The organism is Rickettsiella endosymbiont of Litargus connexus, from assembly GCF_964277335.1.
GTDB lineage: Bacteria > Pseudomonadota > Gammaproteobacteria > Diplorickettsiales > Diplorickettsiaceae > Aquirickettsiella > Aquirickettsiella isopodorum.
The window spans coordinates 385,213-402,980 of record NZ_OZ195516.1 but is presented as its reverse complement, the minus strand read 5'-3'; the positions used below and the strand labels follow the sequence as shown (position 1 = coordinate 402,980).

The window sequence follows — 17,768 nt, the reverse complement described above, 5'->3', positions numbered from 1 at the left end:
ACTAACAAAAAAAATCCTTGTTGCTAGTTTAAATTTAATCTTTTACAGAAGTTAGTAAAGTGCTGTATTTATTCCTATAAAGATACTCTTAGCACTTGAATTTTTATCTGGGTTGCTGCTTAACTCGCAATCCTCATGGTTGTCAATACGCTTCAGTTGCTTTTTTATTTTCGCAGTCTTGCGAAAAAATCAATTGCTATGAGTATAATAGGACTTATCGTTCAAAATACAACATCCTTGTTATATTAGCCAGCTGTAAGTAATATAAAGGGGCCTGTCGAAATTTTGTTGGATAAATAATTATTCTTCTGCAACAACATTTACTTTCAATATTGCGATAACATCACTGTGTAATTGCACAGTGACTTCATGTTCACCCAATTGACGTAACGGACCATTAGGTAAGCGAATTTCACTCTTTTCAAGTGTGACACCTGCAGCATTTGCTGCACGGACCAATTCAGAAATACCAATAGAACCATATAAACGACCTTCTTCTGCTGACTTAACCGGTATGGTTAATGCTAAATCATTGATAGCCGCGGCACGCGTTTCAGCGACGTCTAATTTTTCTTGTGCGACTTTCTCTAATTCAGCACGCTTCATTTTGAATTCAGCGATAGTTTCCTTATTAGCAGGTACCGCCTTGTTTTCAGGGTATAAATAATTTCGCGCATAACCGTTACGCACCGTCACTTGATCCCCTAAATCACCTAAAGAATGTATTTTTTCTAATAAAATTACTTGTGCCATGAAAAATAAACCTCAAAATTCACTTGTTAACTCTTTATGTATCAACTGTTACTTTCTATTCTTAACCGATAGCGTAAATTAACCCAGCTATCGATAACTGCGAATAGTATCAGTGCAGTGGCTACATAAGGAAAAAAAACTACCAATAGAACATAAAATAGAAAAATCCATTTATTAGCTACGTTTCTTAAATCCGCCACCGCATGAAAAACACTTAACCCTGCTAATACAAAAATTAATCCCACAACAGGTAAGACATCTTGCGCTAATACTATTCCTAGGAAACTTAATATACCTATCACTAAAAGAAGGAGTACTTCCCATAGACTCAGCCGGACACTTTTTAATTCCAGTCGAAACTGGCCCGGATTATATAGCATTGACTGCAACCCTCGTGCAAGTATTAAATTAATAAGTACCGACAAGGAAATAAATGCGACTTGAAAACCAGTAGCAAACTTAGCAAAAAATTGAAAACGTGCTGTGTTAATAGCGACATTAAATTGATTTTTAACCAATGTGGCATAATGCTCGAACTGATTTGACCATACCTCATTGATATGTGGTATCCATAAATGCACTAAGAGCACTGCTAATAAACCAAGCAACAGACTGGTTGTTAATACAGCTTTCCAACTCTGGGTTTGACGTAATATTAAGGCTAACACATACGTAAATAAACTGCCGCCAATAATTCCATATAAAATAATTAAACGATTACCTAAACTAGCGACAACAACGGCCGGTAAAATAACCCATAATAATACGATAACCCCTTCTTTAGCGCCCTTACGTAAGGTAACTAAAGAAACAATGACATTACTCACCCATCCGAACAAAGGAAGAATAGTAAAAAGTAGTCCTACTATGACGGCCTGTCGGCGGCCACGCATCACATAGCTTGCAAAACGATGCAATATACCTCTTGGACTTGTCGAACTTGAATTTTTTTCTATGTTGCCGCTCAATTCGCAATCCTCATGATTCTCATCATTTTTAGCCTACATTAACCCATGTTTTGATGTTTATCACAATAAGGAAGTAATCCTAAAAACCGTGCGCGTTTAATCGCTTGCGTCAATTTACGTTGAACGCTAGCGGTAGTTCCTGTTGTGCGACTGGGAACTATTTTAGCGGTCTCCGTCAAATGATTTTTTAAAAGAGGGAGATCTTTATAATCGACCTGCATACCTTCAGCAGAAATTCGGCAATGCTTACGGCGTCTATTTTGATAATTGTTCATAAAATCTATTCATCCTAATAATTAAAAGCTGATAATTAATATTACAAGGTTACTACACCGCTCTTCCTTCAACTTCAGTCTCTCTAGAATCTCTAGAATCTCTAGAATCTCTAGAATCTCTAGAATCTCTAGAATCTCTAGAATCTCTAGAATCTCTAGAATCTCTGGAATCTCTGGAATCTCTGGAATCTCTGGAATCTCTAGAATACTCTCGTCTATTTTCCTGGCCTTGCATTTCTTTTGCTTTTGCTAAAGGAGACATTTCAGTAATAGCTCGATCGACTTTTATAATCAGCTGACGTAACACCGCATCATTAAAGCGAAAATTATCGCTGAGTTCAGCCATAGCCTCTTTCCCGCATTCTATATTCATTAGAATATAATGCGCCTTAGGAAGCTTATTAATAGGAAAACAAAGCTGTCTACGACCCCAATCTTCAAGACGGTGAACCTGTCCGCCGCTATTTTTAACAATGGCCGTATAACGTTGAACCATAGCAGAAACCTGATCACTTTGATCAGGATGAATTAAAAGCACTATTTCATAATGACGCATAGTATCTCTCTCGGTTAAAAGCCTCCCAACTCACGTGGTGAGGCAAGTATATACTTAAAGGACTACCCTAAAAGCGGGCCTATTATACGGTCGGACCCTTTAAGATGCAATAAATCCCTACTGCTTGACAGGCCTTTCCTTGCCACCTAGCATTCAGCTTTAAATTTAATCATTACCTCTAATCTATCCTATGGATTTAGCGCCTATATTAGCCTTGGTTAAGCAAGACCTTGACCAGGTCGATACCCTAATCGATAACTGCCTTTACTCTGATATTCCTTTGATATCAGAATTGGCGAAGCATCTTATTAATAGTGGTGGTAAGCGCTTACGCCCATTAATTGCCCTACTCAGTGCGAAGGCCTTTGGCTACCAGGGAGAGGGGCATAGGCAGCTTGCGGCAAGTTTAGAACTCATCCATACAGCGACCTTATTACATGATGATGTCATTGATGGTTCAGAGCTACGCCGTGGCAAAAAAACCGCCAATAGTTTATGGGGGAATTCCGCCAGCGTTCTAGTCGGGGACTTCCTATACTCGCGCGCCTTTCAATTGATCAGTCAAATCAATAATTCGCGTGTGCTTACATCGCTCGCAGATGCCACGAACACATTATCCCAAGCAGAAATTTTACAATTACTTAGTTGCCACAATGCCGATGTTGATGAAGCCTATTGCTTAAAGATTATCCAAGGTAAAACGGGCGTACTTTTTTCTATCGCCGCAGAACAACCCGCTATTCTAACTACACGACCCGAAGCTGAAATTTCAGCCATGGCCCATTATGGCGTGCATCTAGGTATTGCCTTTCAATTGATTGATGACGCACTCGATTATTCCGGAAGCAGTCTACAACTCGGCAAAAGCTTAGGCGATGATTTAGCCGAAGGTAAACCGACACTCCCCTTAATCTATGCGTTGCAACACGCGAATGCTACGCAAGCACAGCTCATAAGGGAAGCGCTCACACAAGGCAGTCAAAAACATTTGACCGCTATTTTAGATATCATGCAATCTACATCTGCTCTCAATTACACACGTCGCCTCGCCCAACACCATATTCAACAATCCTTGATCCATTTAGATAGCATTCCTGATTCAGATTATCGTCAAGCCCTGGCCCAACTGGCTAAGTTTGCCATTGAACGCACTTATTAAGTTTATAAAATAAGCCGTCTTTTTTTAGCCTATTTAAATTCATAATAGTTTAGGTGTCTAATTAGCACTTTTTTAATTCGAAAACAATTAAATCGATTAAGGTTATTTTAATAAAATCTACTTATAATTAACGGGCGAAAAATCTTTCTTAAAAAAACTCTATGGCAAAAATATTAAAAAGTACTAACAAGAATTTAAAGAATTTTGAATATTTACGTAAATTAAACGATAATAATAGTTCACATGGAATTTATCTTTTAAAGAAAGTAAAAAATAATAAACTAAAAAGCCTATGGGTTGCTAAATTTTTAAATCAAAAAAAAGAAGCTCAACTAGAAGCGCTTTCCCAAGACTTGTTCCGCTTGATACTTCCTCAACAGCCAAAAACACGCTGGGGGCAAATACCTGGAAATGAAGCGCTTATAAGCCAATCCATTGAATATTATGTGCTCTCCAGAGCAATACTTAACTTTAAAGATAAATTTTTTTTCTCTCCAAAAAATAATGAATCCATACTCAATCATAGCATTACCGGATTGGCGGCTACACAAGTTTTAGCATTATGGTTAAATGAAATCGATTTTAAAGCGGGCAATGTCGGTATCGATCCCGAGAAAAAAATAGTTATAAAAATTGATGGGGGTTTAAGTTTTATTTCATTAAACCCTAATTTCAGCTATTTACACCAAGGAAATTTTAATATTACTACAGAGGATCTTGAAGCACTGCCTAATTTAGTAAACTATGAAGCTTGTAATTGGTTACAACAAATTCGATGGGACTTGAATAAAAAACATAGTATAAAAACAGCACCGACAGAATTAGACAAAAAGATCAACCAAAGCCCTCAGTTTAAAAATGAATTATATCAAACTATCTTACGCATTATTTCATTACCTGATGCGCTTATTCATTTTTTTACCCAATGTTATATAGCCCAGCACAGCGATGCACAATTATTTTCAGACTTTATCATCCAAAGAAAACATCAACTAGAAGCTGCCGCGAATAATATTCTCGCTTTTGATAGTTATCGTCAAAGCAATCAAGCAAGAAAAGATATAATGACCTATTTAAACTATCTAAGAAACTTTAAAACCATGGGTAAATCTGTTTTACTCACTGATTTTTCAAATAAAAGTAACCTTAATGTCGAAATAATCATCATTGAAAATTTTAAAAAAAATAGAATAAATAATTTTCCTAGAATACTTAATACGTATCGCACTCGCTTAAACCATACGATTGATTTATTCTCTGAGAAATTTGAAGACTGGCTACTGCCTTTAGATCGAGAAAAAATTACTTTAAATATCGAATTTTTAAATAAAATTGTAACGGAATATTCGGCTTCACCCTCATTTTTAATGAAAAATATATTTTATACGACATTAGAAAAAGTTAAAAATATCCTTAAAACAGAAAACGCACCAGAAAGTTCGCTTATTTCAGATGTCATCTTATCCATTAACACTTTGCTGAATGACAGAGACCATCTAAAACAAAAAAAATCTCTACCGATTTTGGAAAAAAACAAAACGATTCAACCATCTATTTCGATAAGTTTTTTTAATAAAAAAAATCAAAAAATATCAACCGACCATCAATCTAACTCACCTTGCACCAGTACTTGTATTATTTAGTTATTTTTTTTTCGATCTAAACTATTTTTTACTAAAAAATAAGGTGTATTAATATGCTATTAGAACTTTATCATGCTGCTAAAGCAGGAAAACTGCGCGCTATGTACATTTGAATAGCGACTCTCTTAAAAAAGCAGCGGAAAAGACAAATTGTCTACACTTGAATCGCGTCGCTTAACTTAGAGCTAGCTGAATGAAACCAAAGCTGATAGAATTCCTCGAAATTTTTGACCTATTTCGTCAATTGCGGGGTGTAGCTCAGCTTGGTAGAGCACTAACTTCGGGAGTTAGGGGCCGGAGGTTCGAATCCTCTCATCCCGACCAGCCTATCCCACAAAAAAAAACTTAAAAATTAACCTATTTCGTTCATTCTATTCCATTCAATTATTTTCCAACCTGGCTTACATAAGCACCATGTACCAAATTTGTACCAGTTACTAAATGATCAGCAGCTTTCTTGAGATAATCACTATTCAAATGCGCATAGCGATTCACCATATCACTATTTATTTGAGTAAAAAGGGTTTAATATTCTATGAAAGGTGATATCGGTAAGATTTACTCAACGGCTTATCATAAACCTAGTCTGGGAGAATTATTGTGGATCCACACGTTACTTAAGTACTGACATTTCTCCTGATGAAATTCCTTATTCAAGATTAGCTAAAAAACTATGGGATGATGAATCAGAGTTTGCCAAGTTTGCCCTTGCTCTTTCGCTTCTGAATAAAACATATGAATATTCATTTTCATTTTTTTAGTTAAGGCAGTAATCTCTCTTTCCAAAGCATTAATTTCTGCTTGCATCTGCGCTTGATTTTTTCTCGTTTCGGCATTTTCTGCCTCCAACTCTGCAAATTTTTGATCCATCCACTCTAAACTCTTTCTATCGCGTTCTGCTTCCTCTAGTAGTTTATCTACATTTATCTTCGATTTAGGAATATATCGCTTTAATTTCGTTAAGCCTTTACTCAGCTTTCAAGCGAGTTTTCAGCAAAGTATTGAAACGCTTTAAATAACTCAGTTTGGATTAACTTTAAACACTCATCACCATGAGATTTATCTGGATGAAATAATAAACTACAATGTCGAAAAAAAACAGGTCAATCGATGCTCTAAAAGCTTAATTATCCGCTAAAATTTTAGCGGGATAAATTATTACAATAAACTATAAAGAAAAGCTCCATTATTATATCAATAAATAATATTTTTAACGCGAGCAAAATAATTTGTAGTTTTTTTTAATTTAGTTAATAGATTTTTTGTGTATAATTAAGTTATTATAGATAGGTTAACCGTAAAATATGCTAGAAATAAATCTGTGAAAAAAAATATCGCAATTAATGAAAAAATTTTATTAAATGATGCTCGCGGTTTATTTAAACTTTTTTCTGAAGAAAAAAATGATTTTGATAGTATTAATTTAACAACCTTACTTAATAGACTCAGTAAAATTATCACGCCAAAACATTTTTTTTCTTATAAAAAAAATATTTCCGAAATAGTTTATTTAATTCCATACTATAATTTTAGACCTATAGGTATCAGTAACCTATTAAATGCTTTTTCTAAATGGCCTATTTCAATACATGAAGCCCCCTATTCAAAAGCTATTAAGCATTTACTACAAAAAATTCTGTATCAAACGCGGAATTTTAATGGACAGAGTATTTCAATGACACTCAACGCCCTGAGTAAATGGCCTAACATAAAGGAAATCTATTACTCAGAAGCGATAGATGCACTCGTTCAGTATATTCCTCAAAGCGCTCCTAATTTTAATGGACAAAATTTTTCAATGACACTCAACGCGCTGAGTAAATGGCCTGAGTGCATTAATAAGGTCGTTTATTCAGAAGCGATAAATGCGCTCGTTCAGTGTATTCCCCAAAGCGCTCCTAATTTTAATGCACAGCATATTTCAGTGACACTAAACGTGCTGAGTAAATGGCCTGAGTGTATTGTAGAAACTGCTTATTCAAAAGCGATTGATGTACTCGTTCAATGCATTATCAAAAGATCACGTGATTTTAATACACAGGATATTTCAAATACACTTAACGCGCTGAGTAAATGGCCTGAGTGTATTGTAGAAACTGCTTATTCAAAAGCGATTGATGTACTCGTTCAATGCATTCTCAAAAGATCACGTGATTTTAACACACAGGATATTTCAAATACACTCAACGCGCTGAGTAAATGGCCTGAATGCATTAACAATGTCGTTTATTCAGAAGCGATCGCTGCACTTATTCAATGCATTCCTCAAAAAAATCGTAATTTTAATGCACGGGAAATTTCAAATACACTCAACGCGCTGAGTAAATGGCCTGAGTGTATTGAAGAAACTGCCTACGCAAAAGCGATTGATGCACTCGTTCAGTGTATTCCTGAAAGCGCTCGTTATTTTAATACACAAGCTATACCAGTTATACTCAACGCGCTGAGTAAATGGCCTGAGTGCATTAATAAGGTCGTTTATTCAGAAGCGATCGCTGCACTCGTTCAGTGTATTCCCCAAAGCGCTCCTAATTTTAATGCACAGGATATTTCAGTGACACTCAACGCGCTGAGTAAATGGTCTGAATGCATTAACAAGGTCGTTTATTCAGAAGCGATAGATGCACTCGTTCAGTGTATTCCCCAAAGCGCTTATAATTTTAATGCTCAGGATATTTCAAATACACTCAACGCGCTGAGTAAATGGCCTGAATGCATTAACAAGGTCATTTATTCAGAAGCGTTTGCTGCACTTGTTCAATGTATTCTCAAAAGAGCACGTGATTTTAATGCTCAGGATATTTCAAATATACTCAACGCGATGAGTAAATGGCCTGAATTGTGTCTTCAGGATTGCCTCGGGTATTTAAAAGCAATCAATGTTTTGATTAGTTGTATCCCTGAAAAAATGGATACCTTTACTACACAGATACACCAGATTTCTTTTTTAACATTAACTTGGTGTAAATTTCAATTTTTAAATTATTCAAATGCTCAATGGATTAATAAAGAAGAAATAATCAAAAAACTAATAAAAAATAATGAAACATCCATTATAAAAGAATTAAATTCCATAACAACGAGACAGTTTTATCAAGTTTATTTATTTCAACCTGATCTTATTCCTTGTAGACTTAGAGAAACAATTAAGTGTCATGAATTTGAATCAGAAGAAATTAAAACTTCTCGATTACAGAACGATGTATTCCAACATCTTTTGGCTTTTTTCCCAGAATTTAAATTTGTAGCTGAACATTTTTTAGAATTTACCTACGTCGACATCGCTTGGCCTGAAAAAAAAATTCTTATCCAAGTCAACGGTCCAAGCCATTATGCAGAAAAAAAATTGAATTTATCAAGTCAATTTAATAATCATCTATTCGAAAAACTAGGCTGGTCTGTCGTTATTATTCCGTATTTCGATTGGAAAGAGCTTATAAAAGATAGCGCTCGAAAAAAATATCTTAAAAGAAAGTTAGGTTTTTTAATAAAACAATTATCTGAAGGAAACGCAATCAAAGCAGCTATCCTCTATAAAAATAATGAAAAATCCGATATAAATACACCCTCAATCGATGATGAAAGAAAACTTGTAAAGCTATTTAACGGAAAGAGACCGAAAACATCGTTAACTTTAAACGATAAAGAGGATAATCAATACCATAAATCTTCACATCAAAGATTTGGAAAAATATAGTACAAAAAAAACAGGAGTTTTACGCTAGGAAAGGCTAAACTAAGAGTAGATTAAGGATTAATAAGAAAAGAAAGGATGTCAGGATTTAAGTGCACAAAACAGCTATACTAAGCATTTTTACAAGCCAGTCATGTAAGGTATTCAGGCTTAGCGCTATCCGAAGTAAGCCCTATCGAATGATCGCATGACAGCAGTAAGTCGCTTTTTGAAAAATAAATCCTTTAGGCAGAGAGAGGTTTAGGAGGTTTCCAAATGCTATATAGACAAAGCAGCGCCTTGTTTGTTCGTAACCGATAATACGGTGCTCACAAAAACGCACAGTAAAAAGATAGAATTAGTCAATTACAAATATTCAGGAAATCTACATGGTTTAAAAGAAGCGACATTTATTCCCTTTGCTTATCAAGGTATGATAAAAATACAGATGGAAAAACTAAAAATAACCATTTTTGATTTTATCGCTTGCAAGGCGAGAGAATTAACGCCAAAAGCGATGGACATTGATGCGCGGTATTCCAGTTTAAAAAACTTTAAACCGATTAGAGACCATGTCTGGGTGGTAATTTTTTTTGAAAAGACTTATTTATTTAATGGACTAATAATCAGCCTCATGATAAATTTTTTAAACGGAATCTTAAGGATAGAGTAGCTATTGATTTTTTAAAATCATATTTAGCACCGCAGCTTTACAAGAAGATTGATATTAATTCTCTCCCATTAACAGAAAAAAGTTTTATTGTTCCACAGCTTCGTGAAATTCATAGTGACGTATTCTAAATGTTTAATGAAGTACCCGGTTATTTATTCTTCTGCTTGAACTAAATTAATTTTTAGAAATTTTTAATAAAATATCGACAAAACTGCTAAATTTTAGTAAATTATTAATTGATGCTTATTTTTTTTAATACTTTTAGTATTAAAAAAATAAATTGCTGAAAAATATTAATTTAACAATTTGTTAGATAATTTAATTAATTATTTTAATCTTAGCTCATAAAAAAATTTAAATAAGAAACCTAAAATAAAAGGACTTAACTATGCTACAAATAGAAAATAAAACTCAACAATTTTATCGTTATTCTAAGTTAATTCAATTACAAGAGATAGAACATTCCATTAAACAAAGAATTTCTTCACGCATTAAACGAGCGCCATCTGTTAATACACTTGTCGAAGCCACTGCAAAAAACGATTTTAGTTATTGGTTAAGTCAAGAAGATATTGCTGATATTGCTCGGATAGAATATAACCAATTCCGCACTAGAACCGAAAACAATGCTGAATTTGAAATATTAGGTTCAATGACGCAATTATCTTCTACCGTAAAATCATTTCAAGAAAAAATTAAAACGAATAAATGGAGCAAAGCTTTGCTTACGTTAATTATGAATCTTGAAAATTTACATTGGGTTACTATGCTTATATCGTATAAAAATAATAATTATGTTGCCTATTACGTAGATTCAAAAAATAATCCTATTCCTCAAAATTATTTTGAATTGCTTTATAATCCATATCTAATACATCCAATAATAAATCTAAACTCAGGCTATATGCAACAAAAAGATGGCTTCAATTGTGGTTTATGGGCACTCGAAAATGCGGTGGTTCTAAATGCAATGTTTGATCACAAGGAACCACTTGATTGGTTAAGTAAAGCATTGAGACGGGTGCACGATAAAAATTATTTTGAAGGGAAAAGAATATTATTATCCGAAAAACTCATCAATGATCCTCTATGGAAAGAACGCCATTTAAATTTTGTGCATCCTGATGAAATATCTAAAAAAACGCAATTATTAGATGATTCATTTACTCTAGATAAGCTTGAACATGACTCTAAACGATTAAAAGCCTCGCCTAACAAAGAAAAAGAAAAGGTCACGGCTTTATTAGAGATCTTTGTTACTACTTTTTTAAGTTTTTTCTTAAAAAATATAGGAATTTATCATGTACTTGCTAAGGAAAAACGATTAACAGCGGAAGCACTTAAAGTTGAAATAAAAACGGGGGCTACAAGCGCTTTATTCGGTGTATATATTGCCGATAGCCTTGTAGGTCTAATTCCTGCTTTGGTTGCTTCACTTAGAACAATAAGTAGTAAGTATTATATATCAAAAGATAAGGCGCAAAAGATAACCCATTTTTTTTCTAATGTTGAATCAGGAAATTTAGATTCTATGCTAGCTGAAGTAGCTGTTAATATTTTTTACAGCTTTGAAAGTCAATTTATGCAGGTAACGGACAAAGCAGGTGAAAAAGTGGCAATAGAGAAACTCGCAGAGGACGCAGTCGAGCGAATATTCAATGCTATAAACAAGCTTTATGATGTTAACTGCGTTTTTTCTAAACAATTGCTAGAAGAAAGTGTGTTAAAAGGTGCATCGGAAAAATTTTTCGATCCAAATCTTAAAGAGATCGCACTGACAACTTCAGGTTATATGATTCTAAATAAAGAAGGAGAAAAAATTAACACCAGTAAATTATATGAACATACAGGTTTAGTAGAACTTAGTGCAAATGATCAACCTATTAAATTTTATGCAACTAAAAAGTATTCACGTCATAAATATGGCTATCGCCGTCTATTTGATTGGGAAAAAGAAGTCAGCGGTGAATTGAAGAAAGACCTGAAAGAACAATATATCAATGATCAATTTCTTCAGGCAAATGATATTTCTCAATTTCATTTAAGAAAATATTCTTATGTTTTCTCTCAAGAAACTAACCATGCCGAAGCATCGCGCCTTTTAGATAAAATTAAAAATCATCAATTCCCACAACCAGTTATTAAGGATCAGAATAATAAAAAGCCTATTTATTTTAATTTAAGAAAACCAGTAAAAAACTTTAGTGGAAGGATTGAGATTCTTAAAAATTTGCATCGCACGCTGATATCGGAAAGAACGATAGCCATAGTGCCTAATTGGTCCACTTTTTCGATTTCTTCGGATAAAGATATAGCAGACACGCATGGTAGCGATTCATCATCAGCTTCGAGTGGCTCCCTTTTATCCATTAGTGGGTTGGGAGGAATAGGCAAGACACAATTAGCTTTACGCTATGCTGAACTCTATGCGCATCATTATGATCATAATGTGTTATGGATCGATGCAGAAACTATTGAAAATATAGCCTATTCTTTTAAAAAACTCTCTAAAAAGCTAGAAATTTCTATCAGTGAATATGGACAAGAAAAAACACTTGAAGAAATCGTAGAAAATGCTTATGAGTATTTTTCGGATAGAAAAAGTTTATTTATTTTTGATAATGTTGAGAATTACCGTGCAATCGAAATTTATTTACCTAAATCGAGACCTGACAACAAACCCACGGTGCTTATAACCTCACGTTATGGCAATTGGGATAATGTCGCAACTACGATGAAGCTTAATGTATTTACCGAAGTTGAAACCCAAGAACTTATTAAGAAATCATTGGGCTTAGATGAGAGTACTCAACTTGAAAAAATACTGGAATTAAATCAATTACTTCAAGGCTTGCCGTTAGCACTACAACAAGCGCTTGCTTACATTAAATTGAGAAGATCTACTGATAGTATTTTTTCATTTCAGGATTACATTGAACTGTATAAAGAAAAAAAGAAAGAATTATTAAATTTTGATTTTACAAAATATTTTAACGATCCTTATTTAGAAACAGTTTTTACAACATGGCTTATTACGTTATGTAAAATCAAATCTAATCCGATAGGTGAAGATGCAATAGAAATTTTAAATATTATGGCTTATTTAAATCCAAATAGTATCTCCATTAACAAATTTGAGTATTTAAATAAAATTTATTTTCCAAAATCATACGATCTCGCTAGTATTACCTCTTTATTAAACAGTTATTCTATGATTAATTCGCATGGAAAAGAAGATGTATATACCATTCATCGATTAGTTCAACAGGTCATACGGATTAATCTCGAAGAACATCAGGAAAAGTTTAAAGCGATAGTCGAAAAAGCACAACTACTATTTTGGCATTGGCAATTTGCTTTTAAAAAAGACCAAGAAGTTTTCTTCCACTATCTACATTTTTTAATCTATATGGCAGAACATAAGGAGCTTATTGGTAGCTTGTTGTTTGGTCATCCAGAAAAAATACTATTTGATAATTTAATTCTTAAAAATGAGAAACAGCGTCATTATTTTATTGATTTAGCCTACTTGAAATTTCCAAAGGAAAAATTTCTTAAGTTTGCAGGAGACGCAATTGCCTACTATATAAAATTTGGTTTGTTTTTCTCTTTATCGGAAATACTTAATTATCTAGAAAAAAAATGGTCTATAAAAAGTTTTTCAAAGGAAAATATTAATTATATTAGCGAATATATTAATAATTTAAAGAATTCTAAGCTAAAATTAAATCGATTTTCGAGTAATCCTGAAAAAAAAGCAAGACAAAGAAGCGCAGTTTTACTCTATGCTGAATTTAATCACAAAATATTTGGGAATTTTTTTTTCAAATATGCTGGCTGCTCATTTCAAAGTTTAAAGAGAAGTATTTGTTTACTTTCTGAAGCTGAAAAAAAGATCAAAGAGCACAGGAATCAAGCGATTAAAGCTCATTTTAAAAAAATAGAACAAGTATCCCGTTTTATCAGTTCAGCGTTGATGACTAAAGATACGCTATCAGCCTTGATTCAAGGTCATTTTAATGAAGTGGCCATTAATTTCGGATTAATGACTAGCAGTCTGTTTTTTGGAAAAATATCCGATAGCTTGCTCACTCAAGGAAAAAACTTAGCCTCCGATGCCAGTTTACTTGAAAAGAATTTAGGCTTGGAAAATAAAAAAGTACTCAGCATTTTATTCAATGAAAATGTATCTTCCATGGGCAAACGACAATTTTTAGGTAAAGCACTGCAAGCGGCTTCGCCATTTGTTGCTAAAGCCACCTCAATTTATTTTGCTTATAATCTTAAAAATGAAATACACGCTTATAGAATGGGAAATAAAGATGTTCTTCCGAATATCATTTCAAATAGTGTCATTTTGAGTATCGATGGCATCGAAGCCGGTATCGAGGGGGCTGAATTTCTTGGATTTATTACGGGGATATCCGCCTTCACTGGTCCTCTTGGAGAAGGAATGGCGCTAGTTGTCTGGCTAGGAGCTGAAGGGTATGCGGTTGAAAAACACGTTGAAGCCATTGAAAAATATGTGCATCTTTCTAGAGGAGAAAAATTTTTTGAGTTTTTACTTAGCACACTTCATCTGGCTCCTTTAGAATATATACAGCTTAAAGCCAATAATGGGCAATTAGTAGAACGTGCGATTAATTTTTTAAAAGATAACACCGCTATTCAGTGGTATATTTTTCCTGCTTTTACTTTTGTAGAAGATACATGCAAAATCCGTAAAGCTTTTTTAACTGAAAAAATAAATTTTACACCTGACGATAATAATCCTGACGAACCTGCTGAGGGTAATTTAATTTGTTTATCCGCCTCTCCACCTCCTTATGAGGTACTTAATATAAAAATGAAGTATTACTTATGCCATAAGACCTTAGGCGTAAGCTATGCACTAAACAGAACCGGTAATGGAACTTTAGTCGATTTAGGAGAAGGAGAGGACGAAGTCATTGCTTTTTCTCATTCCCCCACATTATTTATTGTACAAAACGGTAAAAAACGGTATCTAGGGGGTGATAATGGCAATGTATTTAATTTGCAAGGAAATTCGATTGCAGGCCTGCTTCAAGGAGGCAATGAGACTGATATACTGGTCCTGGATAAATTTCATCCTGAAAACAGTGATTATTTGCTATTTGATACGGATGGATTCTTATGCGGAAAAAACAAAGCCGCCATGCAATCGATTCCACCCTTTTGTGCGCCTGATGAGATTAGAGTCCAAATCGATCGGATCGATCACATTTACGGACGGAAAAATGAATCTGATATTTTATATCTTGATCAGGATGTTCGTTTTATTGATGGCTACGGGGGAAAAAATCAAACACATCCCGATAATTTTTTTATCACTGATCGTTCTTATAAGAATTTAGAGTTTGTGTTAAGAAATAATACACTAATCACATTTTTATCAAACCCAACAATAGACTCGATAAGCTATCGAATTCCTTCTGGCGAGATAGGTGAGTCTTGGATTCATTATTATTTTAAAGAAACTATTCAGCATCGATTCTTCTTTGAATATTTCCTACATGAAGTTGATTTAATATCGATTCAAGATAATACAGTACATATTTCTATTTTAGTGGGTGAAGATAAAGATAAAAAAACATTTTCTCTTAGTATTTCAGAGGCTTTAATGACCTTAGAGGTCAACCAAACTCATAATACAGCACAGCATTCCAAAAACTTCTATTATTTTTTTAAAGATTTTGAAATAAAATTAATCACTAATGAGCATTTATATGGAAAAGAAATAATCTTTAATAATAAAACAATGGATGAAAAAATTAGTTTATTTAAAGCATTAGCCAATCGTTTAGAAAAAACTTTCTCTATGCAATTAATAAACAACCTCACCCTATCGATAGGTCGAGAGAAAAAACATGAGATTTTTTATATCAATGGTGCCTATGAAAATCATTTGGTGGGGAATGGAGGTGAAAATGTTTATACTATTTTGCCTAATAAAAAAATATTCTTTCCTGTTTCTAATATAGTTCTCTATGAAACCTCTAATGATTCAAATGAGTTGCTCGAGCGGATAGATACGTTAGATTTACGGGAAATGATAAAGGAATATAAACAAATCTACCCAAGTGCTGTTACCTCTTCAGATGTATTTCCCTTTGGAAATGATTTAATCTTAACCTTAAGTAATGCGATTTATGCTCCGATTTATCCTGATTCTTATGACTCAAATTGTTTTGAACCTTGGCTGACGATCTTATTAAAAAATGCACTGTTTGATAATAGTCATTGGTATCAAAGACTGGATATCTTTTTTGATATTCTGCCCAAAAATATAGTTTCGCTAGACGATGAAGTTTGGAGTTTAATTACAGCACCTTTACTTTTTACTGCCGATAAAAAGATTATCGTCATTACTACTCAAGATATAGAAGAGGATACAGAAGTTCAGGTATTAAAAAATATCGGAAATTATGCATTCTTTCGTGATGAAACTAATCTTATACTTACTAATGCTTTTATAGTTTTAAATGATTACTGCACAATTATCTGCCGCCATTTTTATCAAGAACCGGAAATGAGAAAAAAGATATTATCGACGACATTTAAATTTTTTGACCAAGAAATTCATCCTAATGACCATCAAAAACAAATTGAGCATGCGACACATTTTCAACATTTATCTCAAATAGTGATCGCTAGTAATTTGAGTAGCCTACTTACACATACGTATTTAAATTCAATAGGGATGAAAGGTCATCAGAAGAAGTTATCTCAGCCACGAGTGCGTCGTAAACGTCAAGCCCATCAAGAAGAAAAAATAATAGTTGACGCCATACAAAGCTCGACAAGCACAAAGAAAAATTCTAAACAAACCAATCAAACATTTTTTCATGATAGGAAACATGCTTCTCAAGCTAGTAGAATTGAGGAGGAAAACCGCATCTTAGCAATAGCAGATGATTATCTCGAGAAATATGATAGTTCTTTACGAAAAAAATCGTATCGGAATACTAAAAAACTGAATCAGAAAAAAAATAAAAATAAAAGAAAAGATGTGTTTCCATCTGTGCGGGGAAAAGATAAACCCAATATAGCAAAGCATCCGCTACTTAATCAAAAAAATAATGCTAATTATTTCCAACCAATTACTCAAAACTACCTTGCTTCTAAAACACAAAAAACATTACCTAAATTTCAAACAGAAAAGCAGCTTCGGCTAACTTCTAAATCAGAATCAACAAACACAAAAGATAATTTCTTTAAAAATTCCCATTTTGATAAAAATAAGAGTTTTCATAAAACGAATAAATTTTTACCGCAAGAAAATTTAAGATTAGAGAAAACGCGATCGATATATCCTAAATTACCCTATGAACAAAATCAAACGGGCTCAAAACCGAATTCGCATTCTTTCTCTATACAGCCACACACGCCTAATACTCACAATACACTGATCTTTTTAGATTTTGTTGTTAGAAAATCTTTAAGAAATCCCATTGTGCCAGTTTCTTTGGATAAAAAATTAAACAAAAACATAAAAAGAGCTATAATACAAAAAGATAAACTTAATAATCGAACATATTTTAATTCATAGTCCATAACCTAAGAAGTTTGCTTTGTAAATATCTAGCAACTAAATTGATTAAAATGATCCTATTCTCCATCGAGAATCTCCGTTTTATTTTCACGAAGAGCAGTAACCGCTAAAGCCCATTTCATTTCTTCATTCAGATCGGAATAAAGAGAAGCTTTTTGATGAACCACGGCTTGTTCACTTAAGGAATGAAAATCATCCCAAAGAGGTTTATTTTTATTTTACATATAAGGCTTATTATTCTTTTAGCTAATTAAACAAAGAATCGGCTCCTTCTTGATAATGGACATATACCCGTTAAAGATCTTGAAGATCTATACATTTGCCACAAAGAATTAAACATTTACGTCAAGCTGCTGAAGATATTGAAGCTTTCAATGGTTTTGAGATCTATTCAAAAGCTTTAGAAAAATTAGAAAAACAGGAGTTAGCACATGCTTAATTCTACTAGACAATTAGTACCACATAAAGCACTTGGCAACACGTCTTATTCTGGTA

10 protein-coding genes, 1 tRNA gene and 1 pseudogene are annotated in these 17,768 nt (G+C 33.4%); 7 read left to right on the top strand and 5 right to left on the bottom strand.

Annotation, left to right across the window (positions count from 1 at the left end; translation table 11 throughout):
- Window positions 1-300: 300 nt before the first annotated feature.
- From rplI to rpsF, 4 genes and pseudogenes are all read right to left on the bottom strand, one after another.
- Window positions 301-753, bottom strand: a complete 453-nt coding sequence (rplI, locus tag ACICP9_RS01725; RefSeq protein WP_071662504.1) for a 50S ribosomal protein L9 — start codon at window positions 751-753, stop codon at window positions 301-303.
- A gap of 41 nt (window positions 754-794) precedes the next feature.
- The gene (locus tag ACICP9_RS01720; protein ID WP_395498344.1) at window positions 795-1,721 is read right to left on the bottom strand and encodes a DUF2232 domain-containing protein; all 927 of its coding nucleotides are present in this window, start codon (window positions 1,719-1,721) and stop codon (window positions 795-797) included.
- Window positions 1,722-1,759: 38 nt separating this feature from the next.
- Window positions 1,760-1,996, bottom strand: coding sequence for a 30S ribosomal protein S18 (gene rpsR, locus ACICP9_RS01715; RefSeq protein WP_071662506.1), 237 nt, complete (start codon window positions 1,994-1,996; stop codon window positions 1,760-1,762).
- Between the two features lie 133 nt (window positions 1,997-2,129).
- Window positions 2,130-2,552 (bottom strand): annotated as a pseudogene (rpsF, locus tag ACICP9_RS01710) (30S ribosomal protein S6); the annotation flags it as partial.
- A 190-nt stretch (window positions 2,553-2,742) separates the two neighbouring features.
- On the opposite strand from rpsF, the gene ACICP9_RS01705 reads away from it, so the two are divergent.
- From ACICP9_RS01705 to ACICP9_RS01695, 3 genes are all read left to right on the top strand, one after another.
- Complete coding sequence (locus ACICP9_RS01705; protein WP_395498342.1) at window positions 2,743-3,711, top strand: polyprenyl synthetase family protein; 969 nt, start codon at window positions 2,743-2,745, stop codon at window positions 3,709-3,711.
- A gap of 161 nt (window positions 3,712-3,872) precedes the next feature.
- Window positions 3,873-5,354, top strand: a complete 1,482-nt coding sequence (locus tag ACICP9_RS01700) for a hypothetical protein (protein WP_395498340.1) — start codon at window positions 3,873-3,875, stop codon at window positions 5,352-5,354.
- Window positions 5,355-5,601: 247 nt separating this feature from the next.
- Window positions 5,602-5,678, top strand: a tRNA-Pro gene (locus ACICP9_RS01695).
- A 339-nt stretch (window positions 5,679-6,017) separates the two neighbouring features.
- Here ACICP9_RS01695 and ACICP9_RS01690 read toward each other — a convergent pair.
- Window positions 6,018-6,224: a hypothetical protein gene (locus ACICP9_RS01690; RefSeq protein WP_395498338.1), complete on the bottom strand. Its 207-nt coding sequence runs from the start codon at window positions 6,222-6,224 to the stop codon at window positions 6,018-6,020.
- Window positions 6,225-6,675: 451 nt separating this feature from the next.
- Here ACICP9_RS01690 and ACICP9_RS01685 point away from each other — a divergent pair, with 451 nt between their 5' ends.
- From ACICP9_RS01685 to ACICP9_RS01670, 4 genes are all read left to right on the top strand, one after another.
- The gene (locus ACICP9_RS01685) at window positions 6,676-9,051 is read left to right on the top strand and encodes a DUF1601 domain-containing protein (protein ID WP_395498336.1); all 2,376 of its coding nucleotides are present in this window, start codon (window positions 6,676-6,678) and stop codon (window positions 9,049-9,051) included.
- Window positions 9,052-9,331: 280 nt separating this feature from the next.
- Complete coding sequence (locus ACICP9_RS01680; protein WP_395498334.1) at window positions 9,332-9,700, top strand: hypothetical protein; 369 nt, start codon at window positions 9,332-9,334, stop codon at window positions 9,698-9,700.
- Between the two features lie 2 nt (window positions 9,701-9,702).
- The gene (locus tag ACICP9_RS01675; protein ID WP_395498900.1) at window positions 9,703-9,828 is read left to right on the top strand and encodes an Rpn family recombination-promoting nuclease/putative transposase; all 126 of its coding nucleotides are present in this window, start codon (window positions 9,703-9,705) and stop codon (window positions 9,826-9,828) included.
- 260 nt (window positions 9,829-10,088) lie between these two features.
- Entirely contained in the window at window positions 10,089-17,270 is a 7,182-nt protein-coding gene (locus ACICP9_RS01670; RefSeq protein WP_395498332.1) for an NB-ARC domain-containing protein, read from the top strand.
- The last annotated feature ends 498 nt before the right edge of the window (window positions 17,271-17,768 follow it).